This is a genomic window from Schumannella luteola (genome assembly GCF_013408685.1).
GTDB classification, from domain to species: domain Bacteria; phylum Actinomycetota; class Actinomycetes; order Actinomycetales; family Microbacteriaceae; genus Schumannella; species Schumannella luteola.
This window is the reverse complement of the sequence record NZ_JACBZY010000001.1, coordinates 267661-293934: the sequence shown is the minus strand read 5'-3', so window position 1 is coordinate 293934 and position 26274 is coordinate 267661. Positions and strand designations below refer to the sequence as shown.

The following is a 26274-nucleotide window of genomic DNA, read 5'->3' as shown; positions in this document are numbered from 1 at the left end:
CCGCGCATCCACACGGATTCGTTCTCCCGCGATAGCGAAACCGGGGGCACGGGCGGCTCGGAGCTCCGGTCACGATGTCAGCGACTGCTGCTTCGCCGACGAAGGGATCCGGTGCCCGAGATGCACACGACGACGGCGCCCCACGGCAGCGCCCGCCGCTTCCGCGAGGGATGCCGCTCGCGCAGCGCCTGCCCGCACTCCGGCTCGGAGCGGTACCTCACCTGCGCCGAGGCGTACACGGCCGCGGCGGGGCGCGCCGACCTCGCCGCCCTGCCCGACACCACGCGACTGCCGCGGGGCGACGCGCCCGCCGAGACCGTCCGCAGCGAGGCGGCGCTCGTGCACGGCACCCCCTTCGGCTTCCGCCGCGGATGCGCGCATCCGCTCGACTGCCCGCACTTCGACACGGCGCTGCCGACCTGTCTCGAGGCGCAACGCGCCTACCGGAGCGGCTACCGCCGACGTCGCGCCGACGGGCGGATCGAGCACGGCAGCTGGCGCGGCTACGTCGCCGGATGCCGCGACGAGCAGCGCTGCGTCGAGATCCAGGGCGGCGGTCTGAGCTGCGCCGAGCACCGCCGGCGCCGGCGTCGGCGTCTCGCTCGCGAGCGCGGCGTCGTCGAGCGAGCGCAGCTGCTCGATGCCGGCGACTGCGTGCGGGCGATCGGACGTCTCGTGCGCGAAGGGCATTCGCTGCGAGCTCTCGCCCCGCGGCTCGGCGTCGGCTCGTCGACGCTCAGCCGTCTTCTCGTCGCCGCCGACCGGGGCGATGCGGCACGGGCCACGGCGCCGACCCTGACGCGGATGCGGGCGGCGCTCGCCGACCTGACCGTCGAGGCGACGGCGGACTCGGCACCCGCGGAATCGGCGCCCGCGCGTCGTGGTGCTGGCGCGGCCGTGCTCGCAGACGGCAGGCTGGCCGGATGAGCCTCGTCGCCGGAGTCGACTCCTCGACCCAGAGCTGCAAGATCGTCGTGCGCGACGCCGAGACCGGGGCCGTCGTGCGCACCGGCCGCGCCGTGCATCCTGAGGGCACCGAGGTGCATCCGGATGCGTGGTGGCAGGCGCTGCTCGCCGCGGTCGCCGATGCCGGCGGTCTGGATGACGTCGTGGCGATCTCGGTCGGAGCGCAGCAGCACGGCATGGTGGTGCTGGATGCGGCGGGCGAGGTCATCCGCCCGGCGCTGCTCTGGAACGACACGCGTTCGGCCGAGGCGGCCTCCGACCTGATCGCCGAGTTCGGCGCCGAGGAACTGGCGCGGCGCACGGGCTCGGTTCCCGTCGCGTCGTTCACGGCGACGAAGCTGCGCTGGCTGCGCGACGCCGAGCCCGAGAACGCGGCCCGCGTCGCCGCGGTCGCCCTGCCGCACGACTGGCTGAGCTGGCGGCTGCGCGGCTTCGGTCCGGCGACGGCCGCCCACCTCGGCGACGACCCCGCGGGCCTGGCCGACCTCACGACCGACCGCTCGGATGCGAGCGGCACCGGCTACTGGTCTCCTGTCACCGACGACTGGGACCGCGAGCTGCTGACCGCGGCCCTCGGGCACGATGCGGTCCTGCCGCGCGTGCTCGGGCCCGGCGAGCACGCGGGCACGACCGGAACGCATCCGGGCATCCCGGGCGGACTGCTCGTCGGTCCGGGAGCCGGCGACAACGCGGGCGCCGCGCTCGGCCTCGACGCGCGGCCCGGCGACGTGGTCGTCTCGCTCGGCACGAGCGGCACCGTCTTCGCGGTCACCGACACCGTCGTGACCGACCGGAGCGGCACGGTCGCGGGCTTCGCGGATGCCGCGGGCGCCTTCCTGCCGCTGGTCGCGACCCTCAACGCGGCGCGGGTACTGGATGCGGTCGCCCGGGTGCTGGGTGTGGATCACGCCGAGCTCGGCCGCCTCGCTCTGGCCGCCGAGCCGGGCTCGGGCGGACTCGTGCTGCAGCCCTGGTTCGAGGGCGAACGCACCCCGAACCTGCCGGATGCGACGGCGTCGCTGTTCGGCATGACGCTGGCCGCGACGACCCGCGAGAACCTCGCCCGCGCCGCGATCGAGGGCATGCTCTGCGGACTGGCCGAGGGGCTGGATGCCGTGCTCGCGCAGGGTGTCGACGCTCACCGCATCCTGCTGATCGGCGGCGCCGCGCAGAGCGACGCGGTCGCGCAGATCGCGGCCGAGGTCTTCGGCCGTCCGGTCGTCGTGCCGACCCCGGGGGAGTACGTCGCCGCGGGCGCCGCCGTGCAGGCCGCGTGGGCGCTCACCGGAGCCCGCCCGACGTGGACGCCCGAGGTCACGACGACGGTCGACGCCGCCCACGCCCCGATCATCCGCGAGCAGTACGCCGCCCACCGCGGCTGAGTCGCTGGGCCGCTGAGTCCCAGCGCCGCTGAGCCGCTGAGCCGCGGGGACCATGGGCGACCGGCTCCAGTCAGTCCACGGAGCCACCGTCGATCGCGGGGGTGGGCCCGTGGTCCCGACGTGATCGCGGCCGCTTGACCCTGCCCCGAGGGCACGGCCTGGGATGAGGATGTCGCCTCATCCGGGGCGGATCCTCACGTCGGAAGGCAGGACCATGAAGGCGCTCCGCGGCGTTCTCACTCTTCTCACGGTGCTCGGCGGTCTGGTGACCGTCTCGTTCACCGTCAACTCGCTCAACCCGCGCGCCTTCGGCTGGCTGCCGGATGCCGTCCACGGCTTCATGTCCGACTACGACTGGGTGCGCTGGGTCGCCGCGGGCGTTCTCGTGCTGTCGGTGCTGCTCAACCTCGCACTCGAGAGCGCGAGCAAGCGCGCGGTGGATGCGGGCGAGCAGCGTCGCTGATTGCGGCCCTGTGCGCGGCAGACGCGGCTGGACGCGCCGCTCCTCGCGGATGTCCGGCGCGGAGGCCGCGAGCACAGCGTCGGCTGAGCTCGCACACCGCCGCGCAGCGCGTCGTGGTGCCCCGCTCGACCCGACGCTGTGCATCGAGCGTGGCCGGCCGAGCGCGGGCGAGCAGTGTCGCTGGGCCTCAGCCCTCCGCGCGATCGTGCAGCACGCCGGCGAGCTTGCCGAGGGCGGCGGTCGCGGTCACGAGGGCGGCGCGCTCCTCGGCGCTGAGCACGGTGTGCGCGGCCCCGTGCAGCGCGGTCGAGCGGCGCACCCGCAGCTCGCGGATCATCGCCGAACCGGCCGGCGTCGCGGCGATCAGCAGGCCGCGCGCATCCGCCGGGTCGGGGGAGCGGGTCGCGAGTCCCTGCTTCTCCAGCTCGGCGACGGTCGCGCTCATGGTCTGATGCCGCACCCGGCGCCGTCGCGCGAGCGTCGCGATGCTCTGCGGACCGTCGCGCTCGAGGAAGCCGAGGGCCTCGATCTGACCGTCGGGCGTCGTCTCGGTGCGGCGGATCGCGCGGACGCTCTCGCCGATCGCGGCCCGGAAGGCGTTCGCCTGCTCGAGGCTGAAGCCGCCGGCGCCCGCGTCCGCTCGCTCGTCCATCCGCCCATCCTGACTCATCTCACATTTATACAGGCGGACTGTATATAGTGCGAGCCATGGAACTCACCAAGCACACCCACGCCACCATCGTGCTGAGCGACAGCGACCGCAGCCTCGTCATCGACCCGGGCGCCTACACGCCGAATTCGGCCGACCTCGTCGCCGCGACGACCGCCGTGCTGATCACCCACGATCACCCCGACCACTACGACGCCGGCATCCTCACCGCGGCCCTGGCCGCCCAGCCCGAGCTGCGCGTCTGGGCGCCCGCGAACGTCGCCGCCGAGCTCACGGCCGCGGGCGCTGACGCCGACCGCGTCACCGCCGTCGGCGCCGGAGACGGCTTCGAGGCCGCCGGATTCCCGGTCGAGGTCGTCGGCGGAACGCACGCCGTCATCCACTCCGACATCCCCGAGATGAGCAACGTCGGCTACCTCATCGCCGGCGACGTCTACCACCCGGGCGACGCGTACTTCGTGCCCGAGCAGAAGGTCACGACGCTGCTCGTGCCGACCTCGGGGCCGTGGGCGAAGCTCGGTGAGCTCGTCGACTTCGTGCGCGCCGTGAAGCCGGTGCGCGCCATCCAGATCCACGACCTCATGCTCAGCGACGCCGGCAAGGGCTCCTCCGCCCAGTTCGCGCAGCAGCTCACCGGCATCGAGCTCGTCACCCTCGCCGACGGGCAGAGCATCACGCTCTGAGCCGTCGCGCCGTCGCCGCGTCAGCGCGTGCCGCCGCCGACCGTCTCGCAGGCCTCGTGGATCAGCGCGCGGATGCGGTCGTCGAACTGCTCGAGCTCGCGCAGCGAGTAGCGGTGCATCGTGATCTTCTTCGTCGTGGCGAAGGCGGTGCGCGGCTTCGGGTCGTCGACCTCGCGCAGCAGTTCGATCCCGAGCTCGAGGTAGTGGCTCTTGATGTACGCGGAGGTGAAGGAGCGCCGGCGGGCGTAGGTCACATCCGCCGAGTGGATGCGCTCCTCGACTCCGTCGAGCGAACGACAGAACTCGCGGAACGCGCTGAGCTTCGCGAGATCGTCGTCGTCGAGCCCGCGCGTCAGCTCACTCCAGGTTCCGTCGACCATCGTCTGCTCCTCCCGGGGGGTTCGAGGTTCGTGCGAAATGGCCGGAACGGCGGTGCCATAGCGGCCATATCGCTCGAACCTCGTGGGTCAGGGCAGCGTGTGCCCCGCCGCGGTGAAGAGGCGGTACCACTCCTCGCGGCTGAGGTCGACGCCGCCGCCCGCGGCCGAGTCGATGACGCGGCGCGGGTTGGTGGTGCCGAGCACCGTCTGGATGTTCGCCGGGTGGCGGGTGATCCAGGCGACGGCGATGCCGGTCGACGTGACGCCGTGCGCGGCCGCGATCTCGTCGAGCGCGTCGTTGAGGTCGGCGTAGTTCTCGCGGTCGCCGATGAAGACGCCGTCGAAGAAGCCCTTCTGGAAGGGCGACCACGCCTGCAGCGTGATGTCGTTGAGGCGAGCGTGATCGAGCATCCCGTTGTCGCGGTCGATCGACTGGTCGAGCTTCACCATGTTCGCGGCGATGCCCGACGCGATGATCGGCGCGTGCGTGATGCTCAGCTGCACCTGGTTGTAGTCGAGCGAGACGTTCAGTGAGCGCTTCAACAGGTCGATCTGCAGCGGGGTGTGGTTCGAGACGCCGAAGCTCTTCACCTTGCCGCTCTGCTTGAGGGTGTCGAAGGCGGCGGCGACCTCGTCGGGCTCGACGAGCGTGTCGGGGCGGTGCAGCAGCAGCGAGTCGAGGTAGTCGGTGTTCAGTGCGGCGAGCGACTCGTCGACGGTGGTGAGGATGTGCTCGCGCGAGAAGTCGAACATCCCGGGCCGGATGCCCACCTTGCTCTGGATGATCACCTTGTCGCGGTCGGCGGCGCTCACCGCACCCGAGTCGCCGAAGCGCTGCTCGCACTGGTGGCGCGAGCTGCCGTAGATGTCGGCGTGGTCGAGCATGTTGATGCCGCTGTCGAGGGCGGTGCGCACCAGCGTGCGGATCTGCTCGTCGTCGAGCTCGCTGATGCGCATGAGGCCGAGCACGACGGTGGATGCCGGCTGGGCCAGGTTGGGCAGGTCGAGGGTCTTCATGCGCCCATCCTGTCGGCCCGGCACCCGCCGGCGCCGGTCCTCGGAGGTTCTCGCCAGGCCGGCGGCGCTCACCACCCCGTCGTCAGCACCCGGTCGAGCATGTCGACGAAGTAGTCGGCTGATTCGGGCGTGAGGCAGAGCGGGGGCTTGATCTTCAGCACGTTCTGGAAGTCGCCGGTCGGCTGCATGATCACGCCCAGCTCGAGCAGGCGGTCGCAGATCGCGGCCGTCTCCTCGGTCGCCGGCTCGAGGGTCTCGCGCGAGCGCACGAACTCGAGGCCGAGGTAGAGGTCCGAGCCGTGCACGGGGCCGACGATCTCGTGCGTCGAGGCGAGCGCCCGCAGCCGTGATGCGAGGTGCGCGCCGACGACCCGCGCGTTCTCCTGCAGTCCCTCGCTCTGGATGATGTCGAGCACCGTCATCCCGATCACCGACGACACCGGCGACCCGCCCGTCGACGAGAAGAAGTAGCCGCCGGTGCGGTACCGGTCGGCGACGGCCTTCGACGTGACGACGATGCCGATGGGATGCCCGTTGCCGACCGACTTGGCGACCGCGACGATGTCGGGCACCACATCCTGCTGCTCGAAGCCCCAGAACCACTCGCCGAGGCGGCCGAATCCGACCTGCACCTCGTCGGCGATCGCGAGTCCGCCCTCGGCGCGGACGGCCGCGTAGACCTCGCGCAGGTAGCCGTCGGGCAGGGCGACGCCGCCGGCGTTGCCGAAGTAGGTCTCGGCGATGAATCCGGCCGGGGCGTGACCGGATGCGGCGATCTGGCGGATGCGCTCGACCGCCTCCGGTGCGTACCGGACGGCGTCGGAGGCGCGATGCGTTCCGCGGAAGCTGTTCGCCGCATCCACCGTGTGAACCCAGTCGGGACGCGTCGCGAGCGCGTTCGGGTTGTCGGCGATCGAGGTCGAGACGGCATCGCTCGCGTAGGTCCAGCCGTGGTAGGCCTCGCGCATCGCGATCACATCGCGGCGTCCGGTCGCGGCCATCGCGAGGCGGATCGCGAGGTCGGTCGCCTCCGAACCCGAGTTGACGAAGAACACCGTGTCGAGCTCGTCGGGCAGCGTCGCCGCGACCCGCTCGCCGTAGTCGACGATCGCGTCGTAGTTGAAGCGAGAGTTCGTGTTGAGCAGCTCGAACTGCCGGCTCGCGGCCGCGGTGATGCGCGGATGCGCGTGCCCGACCGAGGTCACGTTGTTGACCATGTCGAGGTAGACGCGGGCGTCGGTGTCGACGAGCAGCTCGCGCCAGCCGCGCTCGATCTGCGGCGGACGCGCGTAGTAGTGCTCCTGCACCTCGGCCAGCACGTGCTCGCGGCGGTCGAGGGTCGTGGCGTCGCGGGCGGATGCCGACGTGGCGGCGAGCTCGTCGAGTCGCGCGCGCACCGGCTCGGCGAGCGCGAAGGCGGTCGTCGGGTCGCCGACGAGGGCGCCCCAGCCGACCAGGTAGCCGGGCTCGACGAGCGCCGGGATGGATGCGGACGCATCCGCCCAGCACAGCGTCGCGGTGACCTCGCCGCCCGGCACGACGAGGTCGTCGGCGGCGACCGGCGCCGCGTCGCCGGAGTCGGTGATGACGGGGGATCCGACGGGGTCGGCGGCGTCGCCGGCGCCGGCCGGGGCGGCGGCAGCGGGCGCGCCGAGCGCCGCGCTCGCGAGCGACAGGGTCACGCCGCCGGTCGTCAGCTCGATCGCGCCGGGCACGGCACGGGCGACGATGTGCTCGGGCAGGTCGCGCAGCACGAGGTTGCGACTCAGCCAGAGCAGCGCTCCGGTCGGCGCGGTCGCGGGGGCGTTCGGTGTGCGCAGGGGAGCGCCGGCCAGACGCGGCCGACCGGCCGGGACGAGCACGGCGCCGACGGCGCTGGCGCGGGCGCGTGCACCGATCGCACTCGCGCCGCCCGTCGCACCGCCGCTCATGCCGCACGACGACCCGGCGGCGCTCGCCGCATCCGCTCGTCCGTCGCGCACCGCCGCCGCGATCCCGCGCAGCAGCGCGCCGTCGTGCGTGAATGCGCCGCGGTCGTTGAGGGCGCCGGTGGTGCCGGCATCCAGCACGACGACGGCCTCGCCAGGCGGCACGAGCGAGAACAGCTCGGCCGCGGGCCAGCCGGGCGCCGGCGCGAGCGGCAGCCCGAGCGCGTGTCGGATCGTGCGCGCCATGACCGGCAGCGGCACCGACAGCGCCTGCGACAGGATGCGGTGCTCGCGATCGAGCGCCCCGCTCGCGTAGGCGTTGTCGTCGTCGAGGCGCACCTGCGCGCGTCCGCTCAGCACGAGCACGGCGCCGCGCAGCACGACGAGCGGCCAGAGCGCATCCGCCTCGTCGTCGCTCAGGGGGCTCAGCTCATGGAACGCCCGGATCGCCGGCAGCGCCGACAGCGGCGTGGCCCCGTCGTGGTGCAGCAGCGATGACACGGTCGTGGCGAGCTCGCCGATCGACCACGAGTCGAGCACGTCGCCGAAGTCGATGATCGCGTCGGGCAGGGCGCCGGGCGCATCCGGCCGAAGGATGTTGTCGTCGGTCACGTCGAAGTGGCCGAGCTGGCGGGGCAGCCGGTCGGCGAGCGGCGCGAGCGCGACGGCGGCGTCGCGGGTCGCGGCGAGCACCTCGGCGCGCACGGTCTCGTCGGGTTCGGCGGGAGCGAGGGTCTCGATCACCCGGGTCGCGTGGCGCAGATCCCACTGCAGCACGCGCGCGGAGGCGGGGTGCTCGAGGCCGGCGAGCGCGAGCTGCACGCGCGCGGCGAGCTCGCCCATGCGGGCGGCGGTGCGCGGGTTCAGGTAGTCGGATCCGGTCAGCGTCGACCCGGCGACGAACTCGATCACGCGGGCGTTGAGTCGGCCCTGGCTCGTCTCCCACCAGCCGGCGCAGTCGCCCGCCGGTCCGCGCACGAGCCGGGGGATGCGCAGCTCGGGGGTCGCCGACGCGACCCGCTCGGCGGCGAGGGTCTGCAGCTCGATCTCGGCGTCGCTGAACACCGGGTTGCTGAGCTTGAGCACGCCGAGCGGATGGGCTGCGTCTCCGACATCGGCGGCGTCACTCGCCCAGACCAGGAAGTTCTGGTCTTGCTGGCTGCCGAGCGACTCGACCCGCGCATCCAGACCGAACTCGCTGCGCAGCAGCCGCTCCGCCTCCTCCGCCGAGATCGTCGGCGTCGCGAGCTCGACGTGCGCGAAGTAGTCGAAGAGGGGCGTGCTCATGCGCCCATCCTGGCGGCTCGGGGCGACTCGATCGGTAACGGTCTGTGCTCAGAGGGATCGAGGCGGAGCTTGTCTTCGCCGTTCTCGGACACCGTCACGGCGGCGAGGGGACCAGGCCCGGTCACCATGAAGTCCGCCGCACCCGCGGCACCGCGCGGAAGGTGAAGCAGGGCGGGCCGACTCTCGGCACCCCGATGCTCATCGTCGAGTCGATCGATCTCGTGGAGATCGAGGCATTCCTCCGCCGTGAGGTCGCGCGAATCGAGTCGAAGGACCTGCCGATGCTTCTGAGAGATCTGAGCTGGATCGGACTCCACTGCTGACCTCGTTCGTCGATGAACCCGCGCGAACCCTTATGACGAGACGGTAGGTTCCTTCCGAGCCCGCCCTAGGCGCGTCTACCCGGTAAGGATGCGCCCAGCCCGCAGTCGGAGGGGGAGGTCGCCCGTTCGAGCCGGGCCGGGTCCGGGAGTCTCACCGCGCTGCGGGCGCGATCGGGGGCTCCGCCTCGCGGCAGCGCGGGGACGGCGCGACGCGGCCTACGCTGGCGGGCGTGAGCCCACGTCGTCTCGCGCCGGGTCAGGTCGCGCGCATCCACGTCCACGACATCGCGAGCGGGGCGGATGCGGTGGTGCACGAGAGCCGCGAGGTGCTGTTCGAGGCGCCGAACTGGAGCGCCGAAGCGGACGGCGGCGTCCTGCTGCTCAACGGCGACGGCGTGCTCTGGTCGCTGGCGCCCGAGCCCGGCGCCGAGCCGCGGCGGATCGCGCACGAGACCCTGCCGCCGATCAACAACGACCACGTGCTCGACCCGCGCGGCGGCGCGATCTTCCTCTCGGCCGACGACGGGCACATCCACCGCGCGCCGATCGCGGGCGGGCGCGCCGAGCGCGTGACGAGCGAGCCGGGCATGCACCACTTCCTGCACGGCGTCAGCCCCGACGGCGAGCGGCTGGCGTTCGTGCGGATGCGCGACTTCAGCGAACCGGGACGCCTCGCGATCGTCAGTCGGAACGGCGGCGCCACGACGATCGTCGACACCGGCCCCGGTCACATCGACGGCCCGGAGTGGTCGCCCGACGGTGCGTGGATGTTCTTCAACACCGAGCGCTGGGCGAAGCGACCGGGGCATGCGCAGCTCGCGCGCATCCCCGACCCGCTCGCGTTCGGCGAACCCGGTGCAAGTCTTGACCTCACGGTTGGCCCGAATGAGGTCCAGCATCTCCTTAGGACGGAGACGGTCGACTGGTTCCCGCACCTCGCCCCCGACGGCCGGCACGCCGTCTACCTCGAGTTCCCGCCCGGCACGACCGGGCATCCCGCCGACCTCGAGGTCGCGCTGGTCGTCGTCGACACCGCCGACTGGGCGACGCCGCTCGAGCGCATCCCGCTGCCGGGAGGTCAGGGCACGATCAACGTGCCCAGCTGGGCGCCCGACGCGCGTCGCTTCGCCTACGTCAGCTACCCCTTCGCGGGCTGATCCTCGTCATCCTCGATCGCCAGCTTGTTGAATCCGGTCACGGGCTGGTTCTCGTCGAAGCCCTGCGGCTGGCGGCGGAAGCCGCGCGTGATGATGAGCAGCCAGATGAAGCCGATCGCCGCCCAGATCACGCCGGCGATGAGCGCGTCGGCGTGCAGCTGCGTCCAGAGGATGCCGGTGAGCACCATCGCGATCCCCGGCAGCACGATGTTGGTGAACACCTGGCGTGCCCCCTCGACCTGCTTCTTGCGGATCGCGAAGTGGAAGATCACCGACAGGTTGACCGCGGTGAAGGCGATCAGGGCGCCGAAGTTGATGAACGCCGAGACGAGCTCGAGGTCGAGGCTGATCGCGAGCAGGCAGACCACGCCGACGAGCACGACGTTGAAGATGGGGGTGTGCGTGCGCGCGCTGACCCGGCCGAAGACGGCCTTCGGCAGCACGTTGTTGCGGCCCATCACGAGCAGCATGCGGGCGACGCTCGCGTGCGAGGCGAGGCCGGATGCGACGGCCGCGACGAAGCCGGCGCCCACGAAGAACGCCTGGAAGACCGGGCCGCCGACGATGAGTCCGATCTGCGGCAGCGGGTCGTCGGTGAACTCGCCGAAGGGCTCGTTGTCGGGGAAGCGCAGCTGCGTGAAGTACGACGCCACCAGGAAGATGAGGCCGCCGAGCAGCACCGTCAGCAAGATCGCCTTCGGCATGATCTTGGTGCTCTTCGCCTCTTCGGTGTACATCGTCACCGCGTCGAATCCGATGAACGAGAAGCACACGACGGTGGCTCCGGTGAGCAGCGGTCCGAGCGAGACGCCGTCGTGCGAGAACGGCGTCGAGCTCACGATGGTGCCGGCGCCCTCGCCGTTCGTGAGCTGTCCGACCACGATCACGACGAACACGATCATCACGACGAGCGCGGCGACGAGCAGCACCATGTTGACGTTCGACGTGCTGCGCATCGAGTAGGCGATGATCCCGGTCGCGACGACGGCGTAGATCACGACCGTCAGCCAGGCGGGGAAGTCGGGCCAGAGCTGCTCGACGTAGAGGCGGATGATGAGCGCGTTCACCATGGGCAGCAGCAGGTAGTCGAGCAGCGACGACCAGCCGACCATGAAGCCGATGTTCGGGTGGATCGACTCCCGCACGTAGGTGAAGGCCGAGCCGGCGCTGGGGAAGACCCGCACCATCTTCCCGTAGCTGATCGCCGTCAGCAGCATGATCACGAGCGCGATCACGTACGACGAGGGCACGGCGCCGTTCGTCTGCTTCGACACGATGCCGAAAGTGTCGAAGACGACGGTCGGGGTCATGTAGCCGAGGCCGAGCCCGACGATCGCGAAGAGCCCGAGGCTCCGTTTCAGGGTGGGGCCGGACTGCGTGGCTGCGGGTGCGCTCACTATCAGAGCTCCTCTCGGGTGGCGGGCCGACGTCCGAGGGGTCCGGGCGGCGGTGCGAGAACTCGCCGCACGCTACCGAGGCGCGCGATCACGAGGCGACGGACATTCTGTCCTGGTTTCGACATCCATTCGACGTTGTGTCCGGATGACGCGTCGGGCACCGCCCTGAGCTACAGGCGTAGTGTTGCCTGACGTGGATATCAGCGACTACAAGATCATCGTCACGGGCGGCGCGAGCGGCATGGGCGCGGCGACCGTGCGCACCTACGTCGCGGCGGGCGCCGACGTCGTCAGCATGGATGTGAGCGAGGAGGCAGGCCGTCGGGTCGCCGCCGACGCGACCGAGAACGGCCCCGGAACCGCCACGTTCATGACGGTCGACATCTCCGACAAGGAGTCCGTCGACAGCGCCTTCGACCAGGCCGTCATCAAGCTCGGCGGCCTCGACGCCGTCGCGCACCCCGCCGCCATCCAGCGCTCCGGCGACGCCGCGAACGTCACCGTCGCCGACTGGGATGCGATGTTCGCGGTGGATGTGCGCGGCACCATGCTCGTCAACCAGGCCGCCTACCGCCATATGGCTCCGCAGCGACGCGGCTCGATCATCAACTTCGGCTCCATCTCGGGCCTGCGCCCCGAGCCGGTCGCCCCCGCCTACTCGGCCGCCAAGGGAGCCGTGCACTCGTGGACGCGCACCGCCGCGGCCGCCTGGGGCAATGACGGCGTGCGCGTCAACGCGATCCTGCCCGCGATCGCGACCCCGATGTACGACGCCGCGATCGCCCGCCTCGACGAGGCCGGCCGCACCGCGAACTTCTGGCAGAACGAGCAGTCGATCGCCCTCGGCCAGAAGTACGGCGACCCGGACCGCGACCTCGGCCCGGTCATGGTCTTCCTCGCCAGCGAATCGTCGCGCTTCATCACCGGCCAGCTGCTGCCCGTCGACGGCGGCCAGGCCTCGGTGCGCTAAGCGCCCGCCCGCTGATCGCGCGGCGCCGACCGCCGACCCCGGTCGGCGCGCGCTGAGACTCGCCAGGGGCGACCGGCACCTATCCGTGCGCAACGCCGCCGCCCCTGGCGCGCATCCCGTCGTGTCGGCGGTGGGAGTATGGCTCACGTGACGACCCCCGCCTCCCGCGCCTCCCGCTCCGGCAGCGACGCCGCCGACCGCGCCGAGCCGCGCGCCCTGCGCACGCGCATCGCCGTGCTCGACGTCGTGCGCGAGGCCTTCGGCGAGATGGCGCTCGGCGAGCTGACGGTCGCCGAGATCTGCCGCCGCGCCGGCATCCACCGCGTCACTTTCTACGGCCACTGGAAAGACGTGGATGCGGCGGCCGCCGACGCGCTCACCGAGGTGATCGACGGCATCAGCGCGATCGACGAGCAGGCCATCGCCGACGCGGCCGACACCCGCTCGCTCGCGGCCCTCTACGAGGATGCCCAGCACGAGCTGCTCGTCGAGTTCGCCGACCACCGCGACGCCTACCGGCAGATGGCCGAGTCGCCGCTGTTCGGGCGCAAGCTGCGCGAGAAGCTCGGGCACCGCGCCGAGCTCGCGATCGCCGCGCTCGTGCGCACCGGCGTCGAGGTGCCCGGCGTCGCGTCGGGCATCGCCGCCGCGCAGCTCTCCGGCGGCATCACCGCGGCGACGCTGCTCTGGCTGCGCTCGGATGCGCCGGACGCTCCCGCCGACCTCGCCGCGACCGCCGCCGAGCTCAACGCCCAGCTGCCCGTGTGGTGGCCGCGCGGCTGAGCCAGCGCCCTCGCCCGCACCCTCGCGGTCAGCGCGCGAACGGCCCCGACAGCACCGCCCACTGCAGCAGCATGATCGTCTTCGCGTCGAGGATGCCGGTGCCGATCTGCGCGAGTGCGTCGTCGATGTCGAGCTCGACCAGATCGATGCGCTCGCCCTCCTCGGCGACCCCGCCACCTGCTGAGACGCGGGTCGCGGCCGAGTAGGGCGCGGCGAAGAAGTGCACCCGCTCGGTCACCGATCCGGGGCTCATGTAGATCGACCAGAGCGCCTGCGGGGCGCCGACGGCGTGGCCGGTCTCCTCCTCGGCTTCGCGGCGGATCGCATCCTCGGGTCCGTCGTCGTCGAGCAGTCCGGCCGGCGCCTCGAGCAGCAGGCCGTCGGGATGCGCGTTGACATAGGCGGGGTAGCGGAACTGCCGCGTCAGCAGCACGGTGCGCCGTTCGGCGTCGTAGAGCAGGATCGTGGCGCCGTCGCCGCGGTCGTAGGTCTCGCGGGTCTGCGTGCTCCAGCTGCCGTCGGCGTCGCGCACCTCGAGGGTGGTGCGCCGCAGCACGTGCCAGGCGCTCGCGATCAGCTCGACGTCGCGCACGACGACGTCCGGATTGCCGGCGAGGTCGCGGCCGACCTGGTCGAGGCCGGTGCGGCCGCGGGCGTCGGGTTCGTCGATGCCGAGGGTCATGCGGCGAGCGTAGGCGGTGGATGCGACCGTCAGGCGCTCGGCAGTTGGAAGATGCGCTCGGTCGCGAGCTCGGCGCCGATCGCGTCGCGAGCGTGTGCGGCCTCGGCGAGCTCCGCGTAGTCGGCCGAGACCTGGTCGACGTCGACGAGATCCATGACCCGCTCGACCCGCACCCGGAAGGCGAGCCCATCGACGCTCTCGCCGATGAACTTGATCAGCAGCGGGCTGTTCGAGCGACGCACGAAGAGGTCGAAGGTCGGGAACACCAGCGACCGCAGCGTCTCCACATCCCGTTTCACGATGCCGGTGCGGATGCGCTTGATGTCCTTCTCGATCTGCTTGACGTCGGCGTCGTCGAGATTGAGCGTGCCGAGGCGCACACCGCCGCCGTAGATCGCGCCGAGCGCGTGCATCGCGTCGATCGCGTCGGCCGCGGTCGGGCTGGCGACGCGGGTGAAGCGGTTGGGCTCCATCTCGATCAGTCCCCGGCGGGCGAGCTCGTTGATGGCGTCGCGGATGGGCGTGCGCGAGACGCCGAGCCACGACTGCAGCTCCTTGTCGTTGAGCGATTCGCCGGGCTGCAGGGTGCCGTCCATGATCGCGTCGCGCAGGCGCTCGAGCACGACGTCGCGCAGCAGATGGCGCTGGGCGGACGTGGCGGTGGCGTCGCTGGGGATCGGCATCGATGCTCCTGACCGGTCAGTCTGAAATTCTGACCTTCCGGCATTCTGTCCGGCATCCGGGATGGGCGCAACGGTCGGCGTCGGCGCGGCCGGCGGCGGATGCCGGTGTGCCGGGCCGCGACCCCCGTCGCGGTCCGGCATCCCCGAGAGGCCGGACCCGCCCCGCGGGAGAACCGGAACGGGCCCGACCGGATCCGCTGACACGCGGGAGAAGCGGTCATCCGGACCCGACCCGGATCGCGGACGCGGGGAGACGCGTCGGATCCGGGGATCGGCGGATCGACGTCGTCGTCGTTCGAGATTCGGCGCGCAGCGTGCTGCGCGGTTCGGCGCCGGCGGCGTGCTGCCGGCGTGGTGGTTCGACGTCCGCGGGGCCTAGGGGGTCGCGCCCGCGGACGCCGGGTCAATCGGCCAGCTCGAGAGCGGCGGTCGGCGGCGCGGGGCGGATGCCCGTGCGGGGCCGGCGCCCGATGCCGAAGGCCGCGTAGGCGAGCGCCGCCATCGCGAGCCCGCCGAGCATGGCGACGCCGGTGAGGTGAGCCGGGTCGGAGAAGGCGGCGGTCTGACTGGCGGCCGCGGTGACGGCGGTCGCGCCGGCTGCGACGACCGCGGATGCGGCGTGCGCCTCGCTGAGATCGATGAGTGCGAAGACCACGCCGAGCGCGATCGTCAGCACGACGGCGATCGTCACGATCACGGCGGTGCGTCGGGTGCTGCGCTGGGCCATCGGGCTCCTCGTCTCCGCCCGGACGATCCGGGCTCACGGATAAAATATCAGAACACCGCCAAAACACAATACTGAAATTTCGAATCGCAGAGACGCGCGATGACTGACAGAAGTCTGCGAGTCTGACCGATCGGTCAGGCGCTGACCGATCGGTCAGTTAGCGTCGCCGGGTGACCACCGCCCTCGAACTGCAGACCATCGCGCTGCGCGAGTTCACCTCCGCCGGATACGCGGGCACCAGCATCCAGCGCATCGCCGATCTGGCGGGCGTCTCGAAGGCCGCCGTGCTCTACCACTTCGCGTCGAAGGAGGAGCTGCTGACCGCCGCGATCGAGCCGGCGCTCGACGAGATCGAGATCGTGCTGCAACGGCTGCACGGCGCCGGCGACCAGGGCGACGACGAGGGCGTGCGCGCGTTCGTCACCGAGTTCGTCGACTTCCTGCTGCGGCGTCCGCTCGAGGTGCACCTCTTCATCAACCAGTCGCGCTCGCTGCGCGACATCCCCGCGATCGCCCGTGCCGAGGGATTCATGACCGGCATCGCCCAGTACTGCCAGCAGCGGCTCGACGATCCCGAAGACCGCGTGCGCGTCGCGATCGCGCTCGCCGGCTCGGCCTACGCGATCGCCGCCTCGCGCGACTACGGGCCGTTCGACGGGGATGCGGCCGCGGCCTCTGCGACCGGCTCCGCATCCGACGGCGCGACCGATGCATCCGCCGTGCTCATCAACCCCACCGGCTTCGAGGGTGAAGCCGTGCGCACCTCGCTCATCCAGGTGATGACCGAGATCCTCGCCCCCACCCCGATCGCCCGACGGAGCTGAACCCATGGCCACCCTGCTCTACCGCCTCGGCCGCGCCTCGTACCGGCGCCCGCTGCTGGTGCTCGTCATCTGGCTGCTCGTCATGGGCGGCGCGCTCGGCGCCGGCCTCGGCCTCGGCGGCAAGACCGACGAGTCGTTCTCGATCCCCGGAACCGAGGCGCAGAACGCGATCGACCGACTGGATGCGGTGTTCCCCCAGGCGGGCGGCGCGAGCGGCCAGGCGGTCGTCTCCGACGCCGACGGGCTCGAGTCGGGCGCCGCGAAGACCGCCGTCGAGGATCTCGCGAAGCAGCTCGGCGAGGTGAAGGGCATCGCGCAGGCCGTGAGCCCCTTCAGCGAGTACGCCTCGGGTGCGATCAGCGACGACGGCACGACGGCGCTCATCCAGCTGCAGTTCGACGGGCCGCAGGCCGAGATCGAGAAGTCGACCCTGACGAAGCTGATCGACCTCGGGGATGCGGCGAAGAGCGACGGGCTCACGGTCGACTTCGGCGGCCAGGCCTTCCAGGACCAGACCGTGTCGATCAGCCCGACCGAGGGCCTCGGCGTGCTGTTCGCGGCGGTCGTGCTGTTCGTGACCTTCGGCTCGTTCCTCGCCGCGGGGCTGCCGCTGCTCACCGCCTTCGCCGGGCTCGGCGTCTCGATGGGCGGCATCCTCACGGTCGCGGCGTTCGCGCCCGTGTCGAGCGCGGGCCCGATGCTCGGGCTCATGATCGGCCTCGCGGTCGGCATCGACTACGCGCTGTTCATCGTGTCGCGGCATCGGCAGCAGCTGGCGCGCGGCATGGATCCGGAGGAGTCGGCGGCGACCGCCGTCGCCACGGCGGGCAGCGCTGTCGTCTTCGCGGGCCTCACCGTCGTGATCGCGCTCGCCGGCCTGCTCGTGGTCGGCATCCCCTTCCTCGCGGTCATGGGCATCGGCGCCGCGGCGGCGGTCGTCACGGCGATGCTCGCGGCGCTCACGCTGCTGCCGGCCATCCTCGGCTTCGCGAAGGGGCGGCTCGCCCCGAAGCCGGGCTCGCGCACGGCGCTGCGGCTCATCGGCGACCCGGCCGACCACGCGCACCACGGGGCCCACGAGAGTGCGGCTCCGGCGGATGCGGTGAGCGCGTCCGGTACGGAGGGGGCGCACGCCGCGTCAGACCCGGCGGCCGACGACGCATCCGCCGACACGAAGCCCGCCCGCGCCCCGCGCCGCCCGCTCGGCGAGCGCTGGGTGCGCTTGGTGACGAAGGTGCCCGCGCTCGCGATCGTGCTGGTCGTCGGCATCCTCGGCACCGCCGCGATCCCCGCCGCCGACCTGCAGCTCGCACTGCCGAACGCCGGGCACGATCCGAAGGACACGACGTCGCGTCAGGCCTACGACACCGTCACCGAGAAGTTCGGCGCCGGCAAGAACGGCCCGCTCGTGGTCGTGCTCGACATCACCCAGACGAACGACCCGATCAACGACCTGAAGAAGATCGGCGACCGCCTGGCGAAGGTGAAGGGCGTCGACAGCGTCGGCACCGGGGTGCCGAACCAGACCGTCGACACCGGCATCATCCAGCTCACCCCGACCACCGGGCCCGACGACAAGCGCACCTCCGAGCTCGTGCAGCGCCTGCGCGATCTCGCCCCCGAGATCGAGAAGAAGTACGGCATGCCGATGCAGGTCAGCGGGGCGACCGCGGTTCAGATCGACGTCTCGAACCGGCTCGACAGCGCGCTGCTGCCCTTCGGCATCCTCGTGGTCGGACTCTCGGTCGTGCTGCTGGCGATCGTGTTCCGCTCGATCGTCGTGCCGCTGAAGGCCGCTGCCGGGTTCCTGCTCTCGGTGCTCGCCGCGTTCGGCGTGGTCGTGGCCGTCTTCCAGTGGGGATGGGGCGCCGAGCTGCTGCACGCCGAGCCGGGGCCGATCCTCAGCTTCATGCCGGTGCTGCTCATGGCGATCCTGTTCGGGCTCGCGATGGACTACGAGGTGTTCCTCGTCTCGGGCATGCGCGAGGACTACGTGCACGGCTCGGTCGGCAAGCCGGATGCTGAGCGCAAGCAGATCGCGAAGCGCGCCGTCGTCACCGGGTTCCGCGGCGCCGCCCGCGTGGTGACGGCCGCGGCGCTCATCATGTTCTTCGTCTTCGCGGCCTTCGTGCCCGAGGGGATGGGCGTGATCAAGGTCATCGCGCTGGGGCTCGCGGTCGGCATCGCCGTCGACGCCTTCCTCATCCGCATGACGCTCGTGCCGGCGATCATGGCGATCGCGCACCGGCACGCCTGGTACCTGCCGAAGTGGCTCGACCGCATCCTGCCCGACGTCGACATCGAGGGTGCGAGCCTGGCCGTGCACCGCGCCGACGCCCGCTGGGCCGAGGGCCGGGAGTGGGCGATCGAGCTGGATGCGCTGGTCGCCGCCCCGGCGTCGCAGCCGGAGGCCGGGCGCGACGTCGTCACCGCGAGCACCGATCTGAGCGATCACGGCGAGCACGCCGGCGACCGCCCGGTGACGCCGCCGGTGTCGCTGACGGTGCCGCGCGGCGGGATCGCCGTCGTCGCGGGCGAGGATGCGCGGCGTCGCCTGCTCGCCGCGACCGTCGCCGGACGCGTGCCGGCCGTCGCGGGCCGCGCGCTCGTGGCCGGCAGGACCCTGCCGACCGAGGCCGCCGACGTCGCCCGCCGCGTCGCGCTCGGCGATCTCGCGGCCGCCCGGCTCGAGGCCAACGCGACCGTCGGCGAGCTGATCGGCGACCGCATCGCGCTCGCCCCGCGTCGCCGTGGCGCCGGCTCGGTGCGCCGCCGCACGGCCGACGCCATCGCCCGCCTCGGCGCCGCCGGCACGACCGTGCACGACGCCGACCGGCTCAGCGGGCTCGACCCCGAGCAGCGGGCCGACGTGCTCGCCGCCGCCGCGCTCGCCGAGGGCACGCCGGTCGTGCTGCTCGACGTGGGCGACCTCGACGACGCCGCGGCCACCCGGGTCGCGCTCGTCGCGGCGACCCTCGCCGACCCCGACACGACGCTCGTGCTCGGCGTGCGGCCCGGCATCCGCCTCGCCCTGCTCGGGCGCACCGCACGACCCGTCGTCGAACTCGATCTCAGCTCGGAAGGAGCCCTGCGATGAGCCGGCCCGATCTCACCTCCTCGCCCTTCGAGAGCGACCCCGCCCGCGGACGCCGGCGCGGCCGCGTCGCGCTGCTCGTCGTCGCGGCCCTCGTGCCCGTCGCGCTGACCGCGCTCTTCGTCTCGGCGCTCGGCATCGGCGGGGTCGGGGGCGACGGGTCCGACGACTCCGCCGGCGCGAAGACCAGCAGCGCGAAGAACGACTCTGCGCGCATCCCCGCCGCGATCGTGAACGACGACGAGATGGTCACCACGACCGCCGCCGACGGCACCGACACCCCGGTGCTCGCCGGGCGCCTGCTCGTCACGCAGCTGACCGACCCCGACTCGGATGCGACGGCCGGCATCCGCTGGACCGTCACCAACGACAGCGACGCGAAGAAGATGCTCGCCGACGGCGACGTGCAGGCCGTGCTGACCATCCCGAAGGGCTTCTCGAAGGCCGTCGTGTCGCTCTCGAGCGGCACCCCGACGGTCGCACCGCTGAAGCTGCGCACCGACGACGCGCACTCGTACCTCGCCGGCGGCATCGCCGGGCAGGTCGGCGACGGGCTCGCCTCGGCGCTCGGCACCCAGCTGACCGAGCAGTACATCCAGGGCCTCTACGCGAGCGTCGGCTCGCTCGGCACCGGGCTTCAGCAGTCGGCCGACGGCGCGAAGAAGATCGCCGACGGCGCCGGAACCGCGAAGAGCGGCGCCGACCAGTTCGCCGCCGGACTCGCGCAGTACACGACCGGCGTGAGCCAGCTCTCGACCGGGCTCGGCAAGCTCAAGACCGGCGCCTCGGGCCTGTCGTCGGGTGTCAGCCAGTACACCGGCGGCGTCACGCAGCTGTCGCAGGCGCTCACCGCGGCGAACGCGCAGCTGCAGGCGAACCCGCTCGACCCGACCGCGCGGGCGACCGTGGATGCGCTCACCGGCCAGCTCGCTCAGCTCGCCGCCGGCGGCGGCCAGCTCGCGAGCGGCGCATCCCAGCTCTCGTCCGGCGTCGGCCAGAGCGCCACCGGGGCGGCGCAGCTCGCCCGCGGCGGCGGCTCGCTGAACGACGGCGCCACCGGCATCGCGGGCGGCATCGCCCAGCTGCAGACCGGGGCGCAGCAGCTCAGCGACGGGCTCGCCGACGGCGCCGCGAAGATCCCCGCGAGCGACTCGACGCAGGCGAAGAACAGCTCGAAGGTCGCTGCCAGCCCGGTGAAGGTCACCGTCTCGCGCGACCACGAGGTCAGCGCGGCCTCACAGATCGTCGCGACCACGGCCATCCCGCTCGCGCTCTGGATGGGCGCGCTGGTTCTGCTGCTCGTCGGCCCGCTCCTCGGCCGCCGACTGCTCGCCAGCTCGGCCCCGGTCACCCGCGTCGCCGGCGCGCTGCTGTCGAAGCCGCTCGTCGTCGCGCTCGTGCAGGGCGCGACCGTCGCGGTGCTGCTGCACGCGGCACTCGGCGTGGCGTGGGATCGCCTCGGCGCGACCCTGCCGCTGCTGCTCGTGACCGCGGTCGCCTTCGCGGCGCTGCACGGCCTGCTGTCGGCGCGCTTCGGCCGCGCGGGCGGCGTGATCTCGCTCGTGCTGCTCGCCATCCAGCTCGCCTCGACCGCCGGACTCTGGCCGGTGCAGGCGCTCGGCCAGCCGTTCCAGACGCTCAGCCCGTACCTGCCGTTCAGTGCGGCCGTGTCGGCGCTGCAGTCGGCGATCGCCGGCGGCCCGACCGCCCCGATCGCCGGTGCCCTCGCCGTGCTCGTCGCCCTCGCGGTGCTGTCGCTCGCCCTCACGCCCCTGGCCGTGCGCGCCCGACGCCGCCGCGCGATCCTCGCCCTGGTGTAGTCCCGCGCGCGATCTCCGCCGCCCGCCTTTCCGAGTTGCCCGCTTCCGCGGCGTGTCGCGTCGTCGATGCCGCGGAAGCGGGCGACTCGGGGCGTCCGGCGGGCCCGCATCCGCACGTCCTCTCACATGTTGAGAGGCAGACAGCGTGCGGATGCCGACGGTCACTAGCGTCGCGATCGGTGAGGCCGCGCATCCCCTCGCGCGGCCCGGAACGCCCGATCGCAAGGAGAGAACCATGGCCGACGCGCTGCCCGTGCGCACCATCATCAGCCCCGCCCGCTACGTGCAGGGTCGGGGCGCCATCGCCCGACTCGGCGACTTCCTCGCGCCGATCGGATCGCAGCCGCTTCTCGTGACCGACGACGTCGTCTGGGGCTTCCTCGGCCACGACGTCGAGGCGTCGCTGCAGGCCGCGGGGCTGCCGATCGATCGCGAGAAGTTCGGCGGCGTGCCGACGGCCAAGGAGATCGACCGCCTCGTGCAGGTCATCAACGACCGGAGCGCGGATGTGGTGGTCGCCGTCGGCGGCGGCAGCACGATCGACGCGGTCAAGGCCGCCGGCTTCCTCGCCGGCATCCGCTGGGTCACCGTGCCCTCGGTCGCCTCGACGGATGCGCCCACCTCGGCCCTCTCGGTCGTCTACACCGAGGCCGGCGAGTTCGAGGAGTACCGCTTCTTCCCGCGCAACCCCGACCTCGTGCTCGTCGACACGCAGGTCGTCGCGAACGCCCCCGCGGCCTTCCTCGCGGCGGGCGTCGGCGACGCGCTCGCGACCTGGCTCGAGGCGCGCGCGACCGCCGCCTCCGGCTCGAACACGATGGCCGGCGGCATCCCGACCCAGGCCGGCACGGCGCTCGCCCGCCTCAGCTGGGACGTGCTGTGGGAGTACGCGCTGCCCGCGCTCGACGCGGTGCGCATCCACCAGGTCACGCCCGCCGTCGAGAAGGTCGTCGAGGCGAACACCCTGCTCTCGGGCCTCGGTTTCGAGTCGGGCGGACTCGCGGCCGCTCACGCGATCCACAACGGACTCACCGCCGTGCCGCAGACGCACGGCCTCGCGCACGGCCAGAAGGTGAACATCGGCTCGCTCACCCAGCTCGTGCTCGAGGGCGCGCCGACGAGCGAGATCCGTGACTTCGTCGAGTTCACGACGCGCGTCGGCCTGCCGACCACGCTGACCGAAGTGGGGCTGAAGCCCGAGGATGCGGATGAGCTCGCCGCGATCGCCGCCGCCGCGACCGTCGAGGGCGAGACCATCCACGCCATGCCGTTCGCGGTGAGCCCCGGCGAGCTGGTCAGCGCGCTCGCGTCGATCGAGGGCTTCAGTCGCCGCGTGCGCGCCGAGGCCGGGCTGCCCGAGCCGGTGGAGTTCCACGCGAAGCACTGACCCGCTGACGCGAGCCGCGAGGGTGGCCACGAATGCACGCGACACGCCGCATCCGGCGAGCATTCGTGGCCACCCTCGAGGGGATCGATCCGCTCGGGCCGGGTGCCGGCGGGGGTGGATGCGCGGGCCTCGGATGCGGGCCGCGAGGGCATCCGCGCGTAACCTTCCCGAGTGCGGTGCGACTACTTCGATGCAGGGCTGTGCCGCGCGTGCACCCTCATGGGCGTGCCCTACGCGCAGCAGCTCGCCGACAAGCAGCGCGCCGCCGAGCAGACGCTCGCCGCGCATCCCGGTCTGACCTGGCTCGACCCGGTAGCGAGCCCCGAGAGCGGCTACCGCAACAAGGCCAAGATGGTCGTCGGCGGCACGTCGGCGCGGCCGACCCTCGGCATCCTGGATGCGGCCCAGCGCGGCGTCGACCTGCGCGGCTGCGGCATCCACGACCCGCGGCTGACCGAGGTCATGCCGGCGCTCGCCGACTTCGTCGGAACCGCCGGGCTCGCGCCCTACGACGTGCCCACCCGTCGCGGCGAGCTGAAGCTGCTGCTCGTGACCGTCTCGCCCGACGGAGAGCTGCTGCTGCGCTTCGTGCTGCGCTCGCAGGAGTCGCTCGCGCGCATCCGCAAGCATCTGCCGACCCTGCGCGCCGAGCTGCCGCAGCTGCGCGTCGTGTCGGCGAACCTGCTGCCCGAGCACCGGGCCGCGATCGAGGGCGAGACCGAGATCCTGCTCGGTGACGAGCAGATCCTTCCGATGCGGCTCGGCGCGCTCGAGCTGCACCTGCGGCCGCAGGGCTTCTTCCAGACCAACTCGCACGTCGCCGAGCGCCTCTACGCGCACGCGGGGGAGTGGATCGCCGACCTCGACCCGGCGAGCGTGTGGGACCTCTACTGCGGTGTCGGCGGCTTCGCGCTGAGCGCGGCGCTCGCCGGGCGGGATGCGGTGTCGGCGGATGCGGCCGGCTCGTCGCGCGACGTCGTCGGCATCGAGGTCAGCGCCGAGGCGATCGCGGCCGCGCGCTCGGCGGCGACCGCGAGCGGAATCGACGGGGTGCGCTTCGAGGCGGCAGACGCGACGACCTGGGCTCCGGGTTCGGCGGACGCCGACACGGGTGCGCCCGCCGACACGGGTGCGCTCGCCGAGACGGCTCCGGGGGCGCCCGCATCCACCTCGCTCGAGCCCTCACTGACCCCGCCCGAGACCGTGATCGTCAACCCGCCGCGGCGCGGCATCGGCCCGCTCGCCGACTGGCTCGAGCGCACGCCCGAGGTGCGCTCGGTCGTCTACTCCAGCTGCAACGTCGACTCGCTCGCCCGCGACCTGGCGGCGATGCCGTCGTTCACGGCGCGCGAGGGCCGGGTGCTCGACATGTTCCCGCAGACCCCGCACTCCGAGGTGCTGGTGCGTCTCGAGCGCTGACCGGCTCCGCCGGGCGAGCTGTTACGCCACGTTGCGGTCGTGCCCGGCGCCGCCTGCGCGCGCCGTTAGCGTCGGAGCGATGCCCGCACCCGACGACGCCACCACGCCCGCGCCGCCCGCCGCAGCGGCACCCGCCGCCGCACCCGCCCACGACGACACGATCGTGGGCCTCGCGACCGAGACCCGCCGCTTCGCTCCGACGCCCGAGTTCGCCGCCGCCGCGAACGTGACCGCGGCCGACGCGGCCGCGTTGCGGGCGTTCCACGCCGCCGACCCGGTCGGCTTCTGGGAGCAGCACGCGCGCCGCCTCGACTGGCACACCCCGTGGACGACCGCGCACCGTCACGAGCCGACTGACGGCGACAGCATCCCGAGCACCGGCTGGTTCGAGGGCGGGCGCCTCAACGTCGCCGTCAACGCGGTCGACCGGCACGTTGATGCCGGCCACGGCGACCGCATCGCCTTCCACTTCGAGGGCGAGCCGGGCGACCGCCGCAGCCTCACCTACGCCGAGCTGCAGCGCGAGGTCGCGAAGGCAGCCAACGCCCTCACGGCTCTCGGCGTCGACAAGGGCGACCGCGTCGTCGTCTACCTGCCGGTGCTGCTCGAGACGGTCATCATCACGCTCGCGATCGCCCGCATCGGCGCGATCCACTCGCTCGTCTTCGGCGGCTTCTCGGCGGATGCGCTGCGCTTCCGCGTGGAGGACACGGCGGCGAAGCTGGTGGTCACGACCGACGGGCAGTTCCGCCGCGGCACGGCTGTTCCGGTGAAGGCGGCGGTGGATGCGGCCGTCGCCGGGATCGACTCGGTCGAGCACGTCCTCGTCGTCCGCCGCACGGGCGAAGCCACCGCCACTCCCGCCGCCACTCCCGGCGCCGAGGCCGGCGGCATCCCCTGGACCGAGGGCCGCGACGTCTGGTGGCACGACACCGTCGACGTCGCCGACGACATCCACGAGCCGGAGTTCTTCGACGCCGAGACGCCGCTGTTCATCATCTACACGAGCGGCACGACGGGGAAGCCGAAGGGGCTCGTTCACACGAGCGGCGGCTACCTCACCCACGCGAGCTGGACGTTCTGGTCGGTCTTCGACGCGAAGCCCGAGACCGATGTCTACTGGTGCACCGCCGACCTCGCCTGGGTCACCGCCCACAGCTACGTGCTCTACGGGCCGCTCACTAACGGCGTCACGAGCGTCATCTTCGAGGGCACCCCCGACACCCCGCACCGCGAGCGGCACCTCGAGATCATCGAGCGCTATGGCGTCACGACCTACTACACGGCGCCGACGCTCATCCGCACCTTCATGACCTGGTTCCCGGAGGGGCTGCCCGCCGACCGCGACCTCGGCAGCATCCGCCTGCTCGGCTCGGTCGGCGAGGCGATCAACCCCGAGGCGTGGGTGTGGTTCCGCGAGCGGTTCGGCGGCGGCCACGCGCCCATCGTCGACACCTGGTGGCAGTCGGAGACGGGCGCCGCGATCCAGGCGCCGCTGCCCGGCGTCGACGTGCTGAAGCCCGGCTCGTCGCTGCGCGCGCTGCCCGGCTTCAGCACGAAGATCGTGGATGCGAGCGGCGCCGAGGTGCCGCGCGGATCCGGCGGCCTGCTCGTGGTCGAGGGCACCTGGCCCGGCATGTCGCGCACGGTGTGGGGCGATCCCGAGCGCTACCGCGACTCCTACTGGGCGCGCTTCGCCGAGCACGGCTTCTTCCTCTCCGGCGACGGCGCGAAATACGACGCCGACGGGGACGTGTGGGTGCTCGGCCGCGTCGACGACGTCATCAACGTCTCGGGCCACCGCCTCTCGACGATCGAGATCGAGTCGGCGCTCGTCGCGCATCCGCGGGTCGGCGAGGCCGCGGTCGTCGGGGTCGCCGACGAGCTCACGGGCGAGGCGATCGCCGCCTTCGTGATCGCCAACGGGGATGCCGACCCCGCCGACTTGCGCGCGCACGTGCGCCGGGCGATCGGCCCGGTCGCGACGCCGAAGCACCTCTTCCTCGTGCCCGACCTGCCGAAGACGCGCAGCGGCAAGATCATGCGCCGCCTGCTCGTCGACATCGCCGACGGACGCCCGCTCGGCGACACGACCTCGCTGCAGGACGAGACCGCGCCGGCGCGCATCCAGGAGGTCGTCGCCGCGAGCCGGTGACCTCGGGCGAGGCCGCGAGAGGCGGCGACGATCGGGCTCCCGGCGTCCATCCGACGGCGGTCGACACGCGACGTCGC

21 protein-coding genes are annotated in these 26274 nt (G+C 72.5%); 13 read left to right on the top strand and 8 right to left on the bottom strand.

Annotation, left to right across the window (positions count from 1 at the left end):
- Positions 1-111: 111 nt before the first annotated feature.
- From BJ979_RS01360 to BJ979_RS01350, 3 genes are all read left to right on the top strand, one after another.
- Complete coding sequence (locus BJ979_RS01360) at positions 112-927, top strand: hypothetical protein (RefSeq protein WP_179564467.1); 816 nt, start codon at positions 112-114, stop codon at positions 925-927.
- Positions 924-2348 (top strand): xylulokinase, encoded by a 1425-nt coding sequence (gene xylB / locus BJ979_RS01355; protein ID WP_179564465.1) that lies wholly within the window; start codon positions 924-926, stop codon positions 2346-2348. Before BJ979_RS01360 ends, xylB begins: the two co-directional genes overlap by 4 nt.
- A 214-nt stretch (positions 2349-2562) precedes the next feature.
- Complete coding sequence (locus tag BJ979_RS01350) at positions 2563-2811, top strand: hypothetical protein (RefSeq protein WP_179564463.1); 249 nt, start codon at positions 2563-2565, stop codon at positions 2809-2811.
- A gap of 187 nt (positions 2812-2998) precedes the next feature.
- Here BJ979_RS01350 and BJ979_RS01345 read toward each other — a convergent pair whose 3' ends face one another.
- Positions 2999-3463 carry a MarR family winged helix-turn-helix transcriptional regulator gene (locus BJ979_RS01345; RefSeq protein ID WP_179564461.1) on the bottom strand — a complete coding sequence of 155 codons (465 nt, stop codon included), beginning with the start codon at positions 3461-3463 and terminating at the stop codon, positions 2999-3001.
- Between the two features lie 56 nt (positions 3464-3519).
- On the opposite strand from BJ979_RS01345, the gene BJ979_RS01340 reads away from it, so the two are divergent.
- Complete coding sequence (locus BJ979_RS01340) at positions 3520-4164, top strand: MBL fold metallo-hydrolase (protein ID WP_179564459.1); 645 nt, start codon at positions 3520-3522, stop codon at positions 4162-4164.
- A gap of 20 nt (positions 4165-4184) precedes the next feature.
- On the opposite strand, the gene BJ979_RS01335 is transcribed toward BJ979_RS01340, so the two are convergent.
- The 3 genes from BJ979_RS01335 to BJ979_RS01325 all read right to left on the bottom strand — a co-directional run bounded on the left by BJ979_RS01335 (position 4185) and on the right by BJ979_RS01325 (position 8776).
- Positions 4185-4544: a DUF5655 domain-containing protein gene (locus BJ979_RS01335; protein ID WP_179564457.1), complete on the bottom strand. Its 360-nt coding sequence runs from the start codon at positions 4542-4544 to the stop codon at positions 4185-4187.
- 87 nt (positions 4545-4631) lie between these two features.
- Entirely contained in the window at positions 4632-5561 is a 930-nt protein-coding gene (locus tag BJ979_RS01330; RefSeq protein WP_179564454.1) for an aldo/keto reductase, read from the bottom strand.
- A 68-nt stretch (positions 5562-5629) separates the two neighbouring features.
- Positions 5630-8776 (bottom strand): aminotransferase, encoded by a 3147-nt coding sequence (locus BJ979_RS01325; RefSeq protein WP_179564452.1) that lies wholly within the window; start codon positions 8774-8776, stop codon positions 5630-5632.
- A 553-nt stretch (positions 8777-9329) separates the two neighbouring features.
- Here BJ979_RS01325 and BJ979_RS01320 point away from each other — a divergent pair.
- Positions 9330-10256 carry a TolB family protein gene (locus tag BJ979_RS01320; protein ID WP_179564450.1) on the top strand — a complete coding sequence of 309 codons (927 nt, stop codon included), beginning with the start codon at positions 9330-9332 and terminating at the stop codon, positions 10254-10256.
- Here BJ979_RS01320 and BJ979_RS01315 read toward each other — a convergent pair.
- A complete protein-coding gene (locus BJ979_RS01315) occupies positions 10238-11659 on the bottom strand; it encodes an APC family permease (protein WP_425502502.1) in 1422 nt (473 codons plus the stop codon). The two genes, BJ979_RS01320 and BJ979_RS01315, sit on opposite strands and share 19 nt — an antisense overlap.
- 187 nt (positions 11660-11846) lie before the next feature.
- On the opposite strand from BJ979_RS01315, the gene BJ979_RS01310 reads away from it, so the two are divergent.
- Both BJ979_RS01310 and BJ979_RS01305 read left to right on the top strand, forming a co-directional pair.
- The gene (locus tag BJ979_RS01310) at positions 11847-12623 is read left to right on the top strand and encodes an SDR family NAD(P)-dependent oxidoreductase (RefSeq protein WP_179564448.1); all 777 of its coding nucleotides are present in this window, start codon (positions 11847-11849) and stop codon (positions 12621-12623) included.
- 147 nt (positions 12624-12770) lie between these two features.
- On the top strand, positions 12771-13406 hold the full coding sequence (locus BJ979_RS01305; protein ID WP_179564445.1) for a TetR/AcrR family transcriptional regulator: 636 nt from the start codon (positions 12771-12773) through the stop codon (positions 13404-13406).
- A 28-nt stretch (positions 13407-13434) separates the two neighbouring features.
- On the opposite strand, the gene BJ979_RS01300 is transcribed toward BJ979_RS01305, so the two are convergent.
- The 3 genes from BJ979_RS01300 to BJ979_RS01290 form a co-directional block, all read right to left on the bottom strand.
- On the bottom strand, positions 13435-14088 hold the full coding sequence (locus BJ979_RS01300; RefSeq protein WP_179564443.1) for an NUDIX domain-containing protein: 654 nt from the start codon (positions 14086-14088) through the stop codon (positions 13435-13437).
- A gap of 29 nt (positions 14089-14117) precedes the next feature.
- Positions 14118-14771 carry a GntR family transcriptional regulator gene (locus BJ979_RS01295; protein WP_179564441.1) on the bottom strand — a complete coding sequence of 218 codons (654 nt, stop codon included), beginning with the start codon at positions 14769-14771 and terminating at the stop codon, positions 14118-14120.
- A 403-nt stretch (positions 14772-15174) separates the two neighbouring features.
- Positions 15175-15498: a hypothetical protein gene (locus BJ979_RS01290; RefSeq protein ID WP_179564439.1), complete on the bottom strand. Its 324-nt coding sequence runs from the start codon at positions 15496-15498 to the stop codon at positions 15175-15177.
- 170 nt (positions 15499-15668) lie between these two features.
- Here BJ979_RS01290 and BJ979_RS01285 point away from each other — a divergent pair, with 170 nt between their 5' ends.
- The 6 genes from BJ979_RS01285 (at position 15669) to acs (ending at position 26197) form a co-directional block, all read left to right on the top strand.
- The gene (locus tag BJ979_RS01285) at positions 15669-16322 is read left to right on the top strand and encodes a TetR/AcrR family transcriptional regulator (RefSeq protein ID WP_179564437.1); all 654 of its coding nucleotides are present in this window, start codon (positions 15669-15671) and stop codon (positions 16320-16322) included.
- A gap of 4 nt (positions 16323-16326) precedes the next feature.
- Entirely contained in the window at positions 16327-19419 is a 3093-nt protein-coding gene (locus tag BJ979_RS01280) for an MMPL family transporter (protein ID WP_179564435.1), read from the top strand.
- Positions 19416-21236 carry a YhgE/Pip family protein gene (locus BJ979_RS01275; RefSeq protein ID WP_179564433.1) on the top strand — a complete coding sequence of 607 codons (1821 nt, stop codon included), beginning with the start codon at positions 19416-19418 and terminating at the stop codon, positions 21234-21236. Before BJ979_RS01280 ends, BJ979_RS01275 begins: the two co-directional genes overlap by 4 nt.
- Positions 21237-21471: 235 nt before the next feature.
- Positions 21472-22623, top strand: coding sequence for a glycerol dehydrogenase (locus BJ979_RS01270; protein ID WP_179564431.1), 1152 nt, complete (start codon positions 21472-21474; stop codon positions 22621-22623).
- A 171-nt stretch (positions 22624-22794) separates the two neighbouring features.
- Positions 22795-24042 carry a methyltransferase domain-containing protein gene (locus BJ979_RS01265; protein WP_179564429.1) on the top strand — a complete coding sequence of 416 codons (1248 nt, stop codon included), beginning with the start codon at positions 22795-22797 and terminating at the stop codon, positions 24040-24042.
- Between the two features lie 79 nt (positions 24043-24121).
- Positions 24122-26197 carry an acetate--CoA ligase gene (gene acs, locus BJ979_RS01260; protein ID WP_179564427.1) on the top strand — a complete coding sequence of 692 codons (2076 nt, stop codon included), beginning with the start codon at positions 24122-24124 and terminating at the stop codon, positions 26195-26197.
- The last annotated feature ends 77 nt before the right edge of the window (positions 26198-26274 follow it).

Excerpts from the sequence above, each read along its gene's own strand:
- xylB (WP_179564465.1), top strand. The coding sequence starts at position 924 with ATGAGCCTCGTCGCCGGAGTCGACTCCTCGACCCAGAGCTGCAAGATC.
- BJ979_RS01350 (WP_179564463.1), top strand. The coding sequence starts at position 2,563 with ATGAAGGCGCTCCGCGGCGTTCTCACTCTTCTCACGGTGCTCGGCGGT.
- BJ979_RS01345 (WP_179564461.1), bottom strand. The coding sequence starts at position 3,463 with ATGGACGAGCGAGCGGACGCGGGCGCCGGCGGCTTCAGCCTCGAGCAG.
- BJ979_RS01340 (WP_179564459.1), top strand. The coding sequence starts at position 3,520 with ATGGAACTCACCAAGCACACCCACGCCACCATCGTGCTGAGCGACAGC.
- BJ979_RS01335 (WP_179564457.1), bottom strand. The coding sequence starts at position 4,544 with ATGGTCGACGGAACCTGGAGTGAGCTGACGCGCGGGCTCGACGACGAC.
- BJ979_RS01330 (WP_179564454.1), bottom strand. The coding sequence starts at position 5,561 with ATGAAGACCCTCGACCTGCCCAACCTGGCCCAGCCGGCATCCACCGTC.
- BJ979_RS01325 (WP_179564452.1), bottom strand. The coding sequence starts at position 8,776 with ATGAGCACGCCCCTCTTCGACTACTTCGCGCACGTCGAGCTCGCGACG.
- BJ979_RS01300 (WP_179564443.1), bottom strand. The coding sequence starts at position 14,088 with ATGACCCTCGGCATCGACGAACCCGACGCCCGCGGCCGCACCGGCCTC.
- BJ979_RS01295 (WP_179564441.1), bottom strand. The coding sequence starts at position 14,771 with ATGCCGATCCCCAGCGACGCCACCGCCACGTCCGCCCAGCGCCATCTG.
- BJ979_RS01290 (WP_179564439.1), bottom strand. The coding sequence starts at position 15,498 with ATGGCCCAGCGCAGCACCCGACGCACCGCCGTGATCGTGACGATCGCC.
- BJ979_RS01280 (WP_179564435.1), top strand. The coding sequence starts at position 16,327 with ATGGCCACCCTGCTCTACCGCCTCGGCCGCGCCTCGTACCGGCGCCCG.
- BJ979_RS01275 (WP_179564433.1), top strand. The coding sequence starts at position 19,416 with ATGAGCCGGCCCGATCTCACCTCCTCGCCCTTCGAGAGCGACCCCGCC.
- BJ979_RS01270 (WP_179564431.1), top strand. The coding sequence starts at position 21,472 with ATGGCCGACGCGCTGCCCGTGCGCACCATCATCAGCCCCGCCCGCTAC.
- acs (WP_179564427.1), top strand. The coding sequence starts at position 24,122 with ATGCCCGCACCCGACGACGCCACCACGCCCGCGCCGCCCGCCGCAGCG.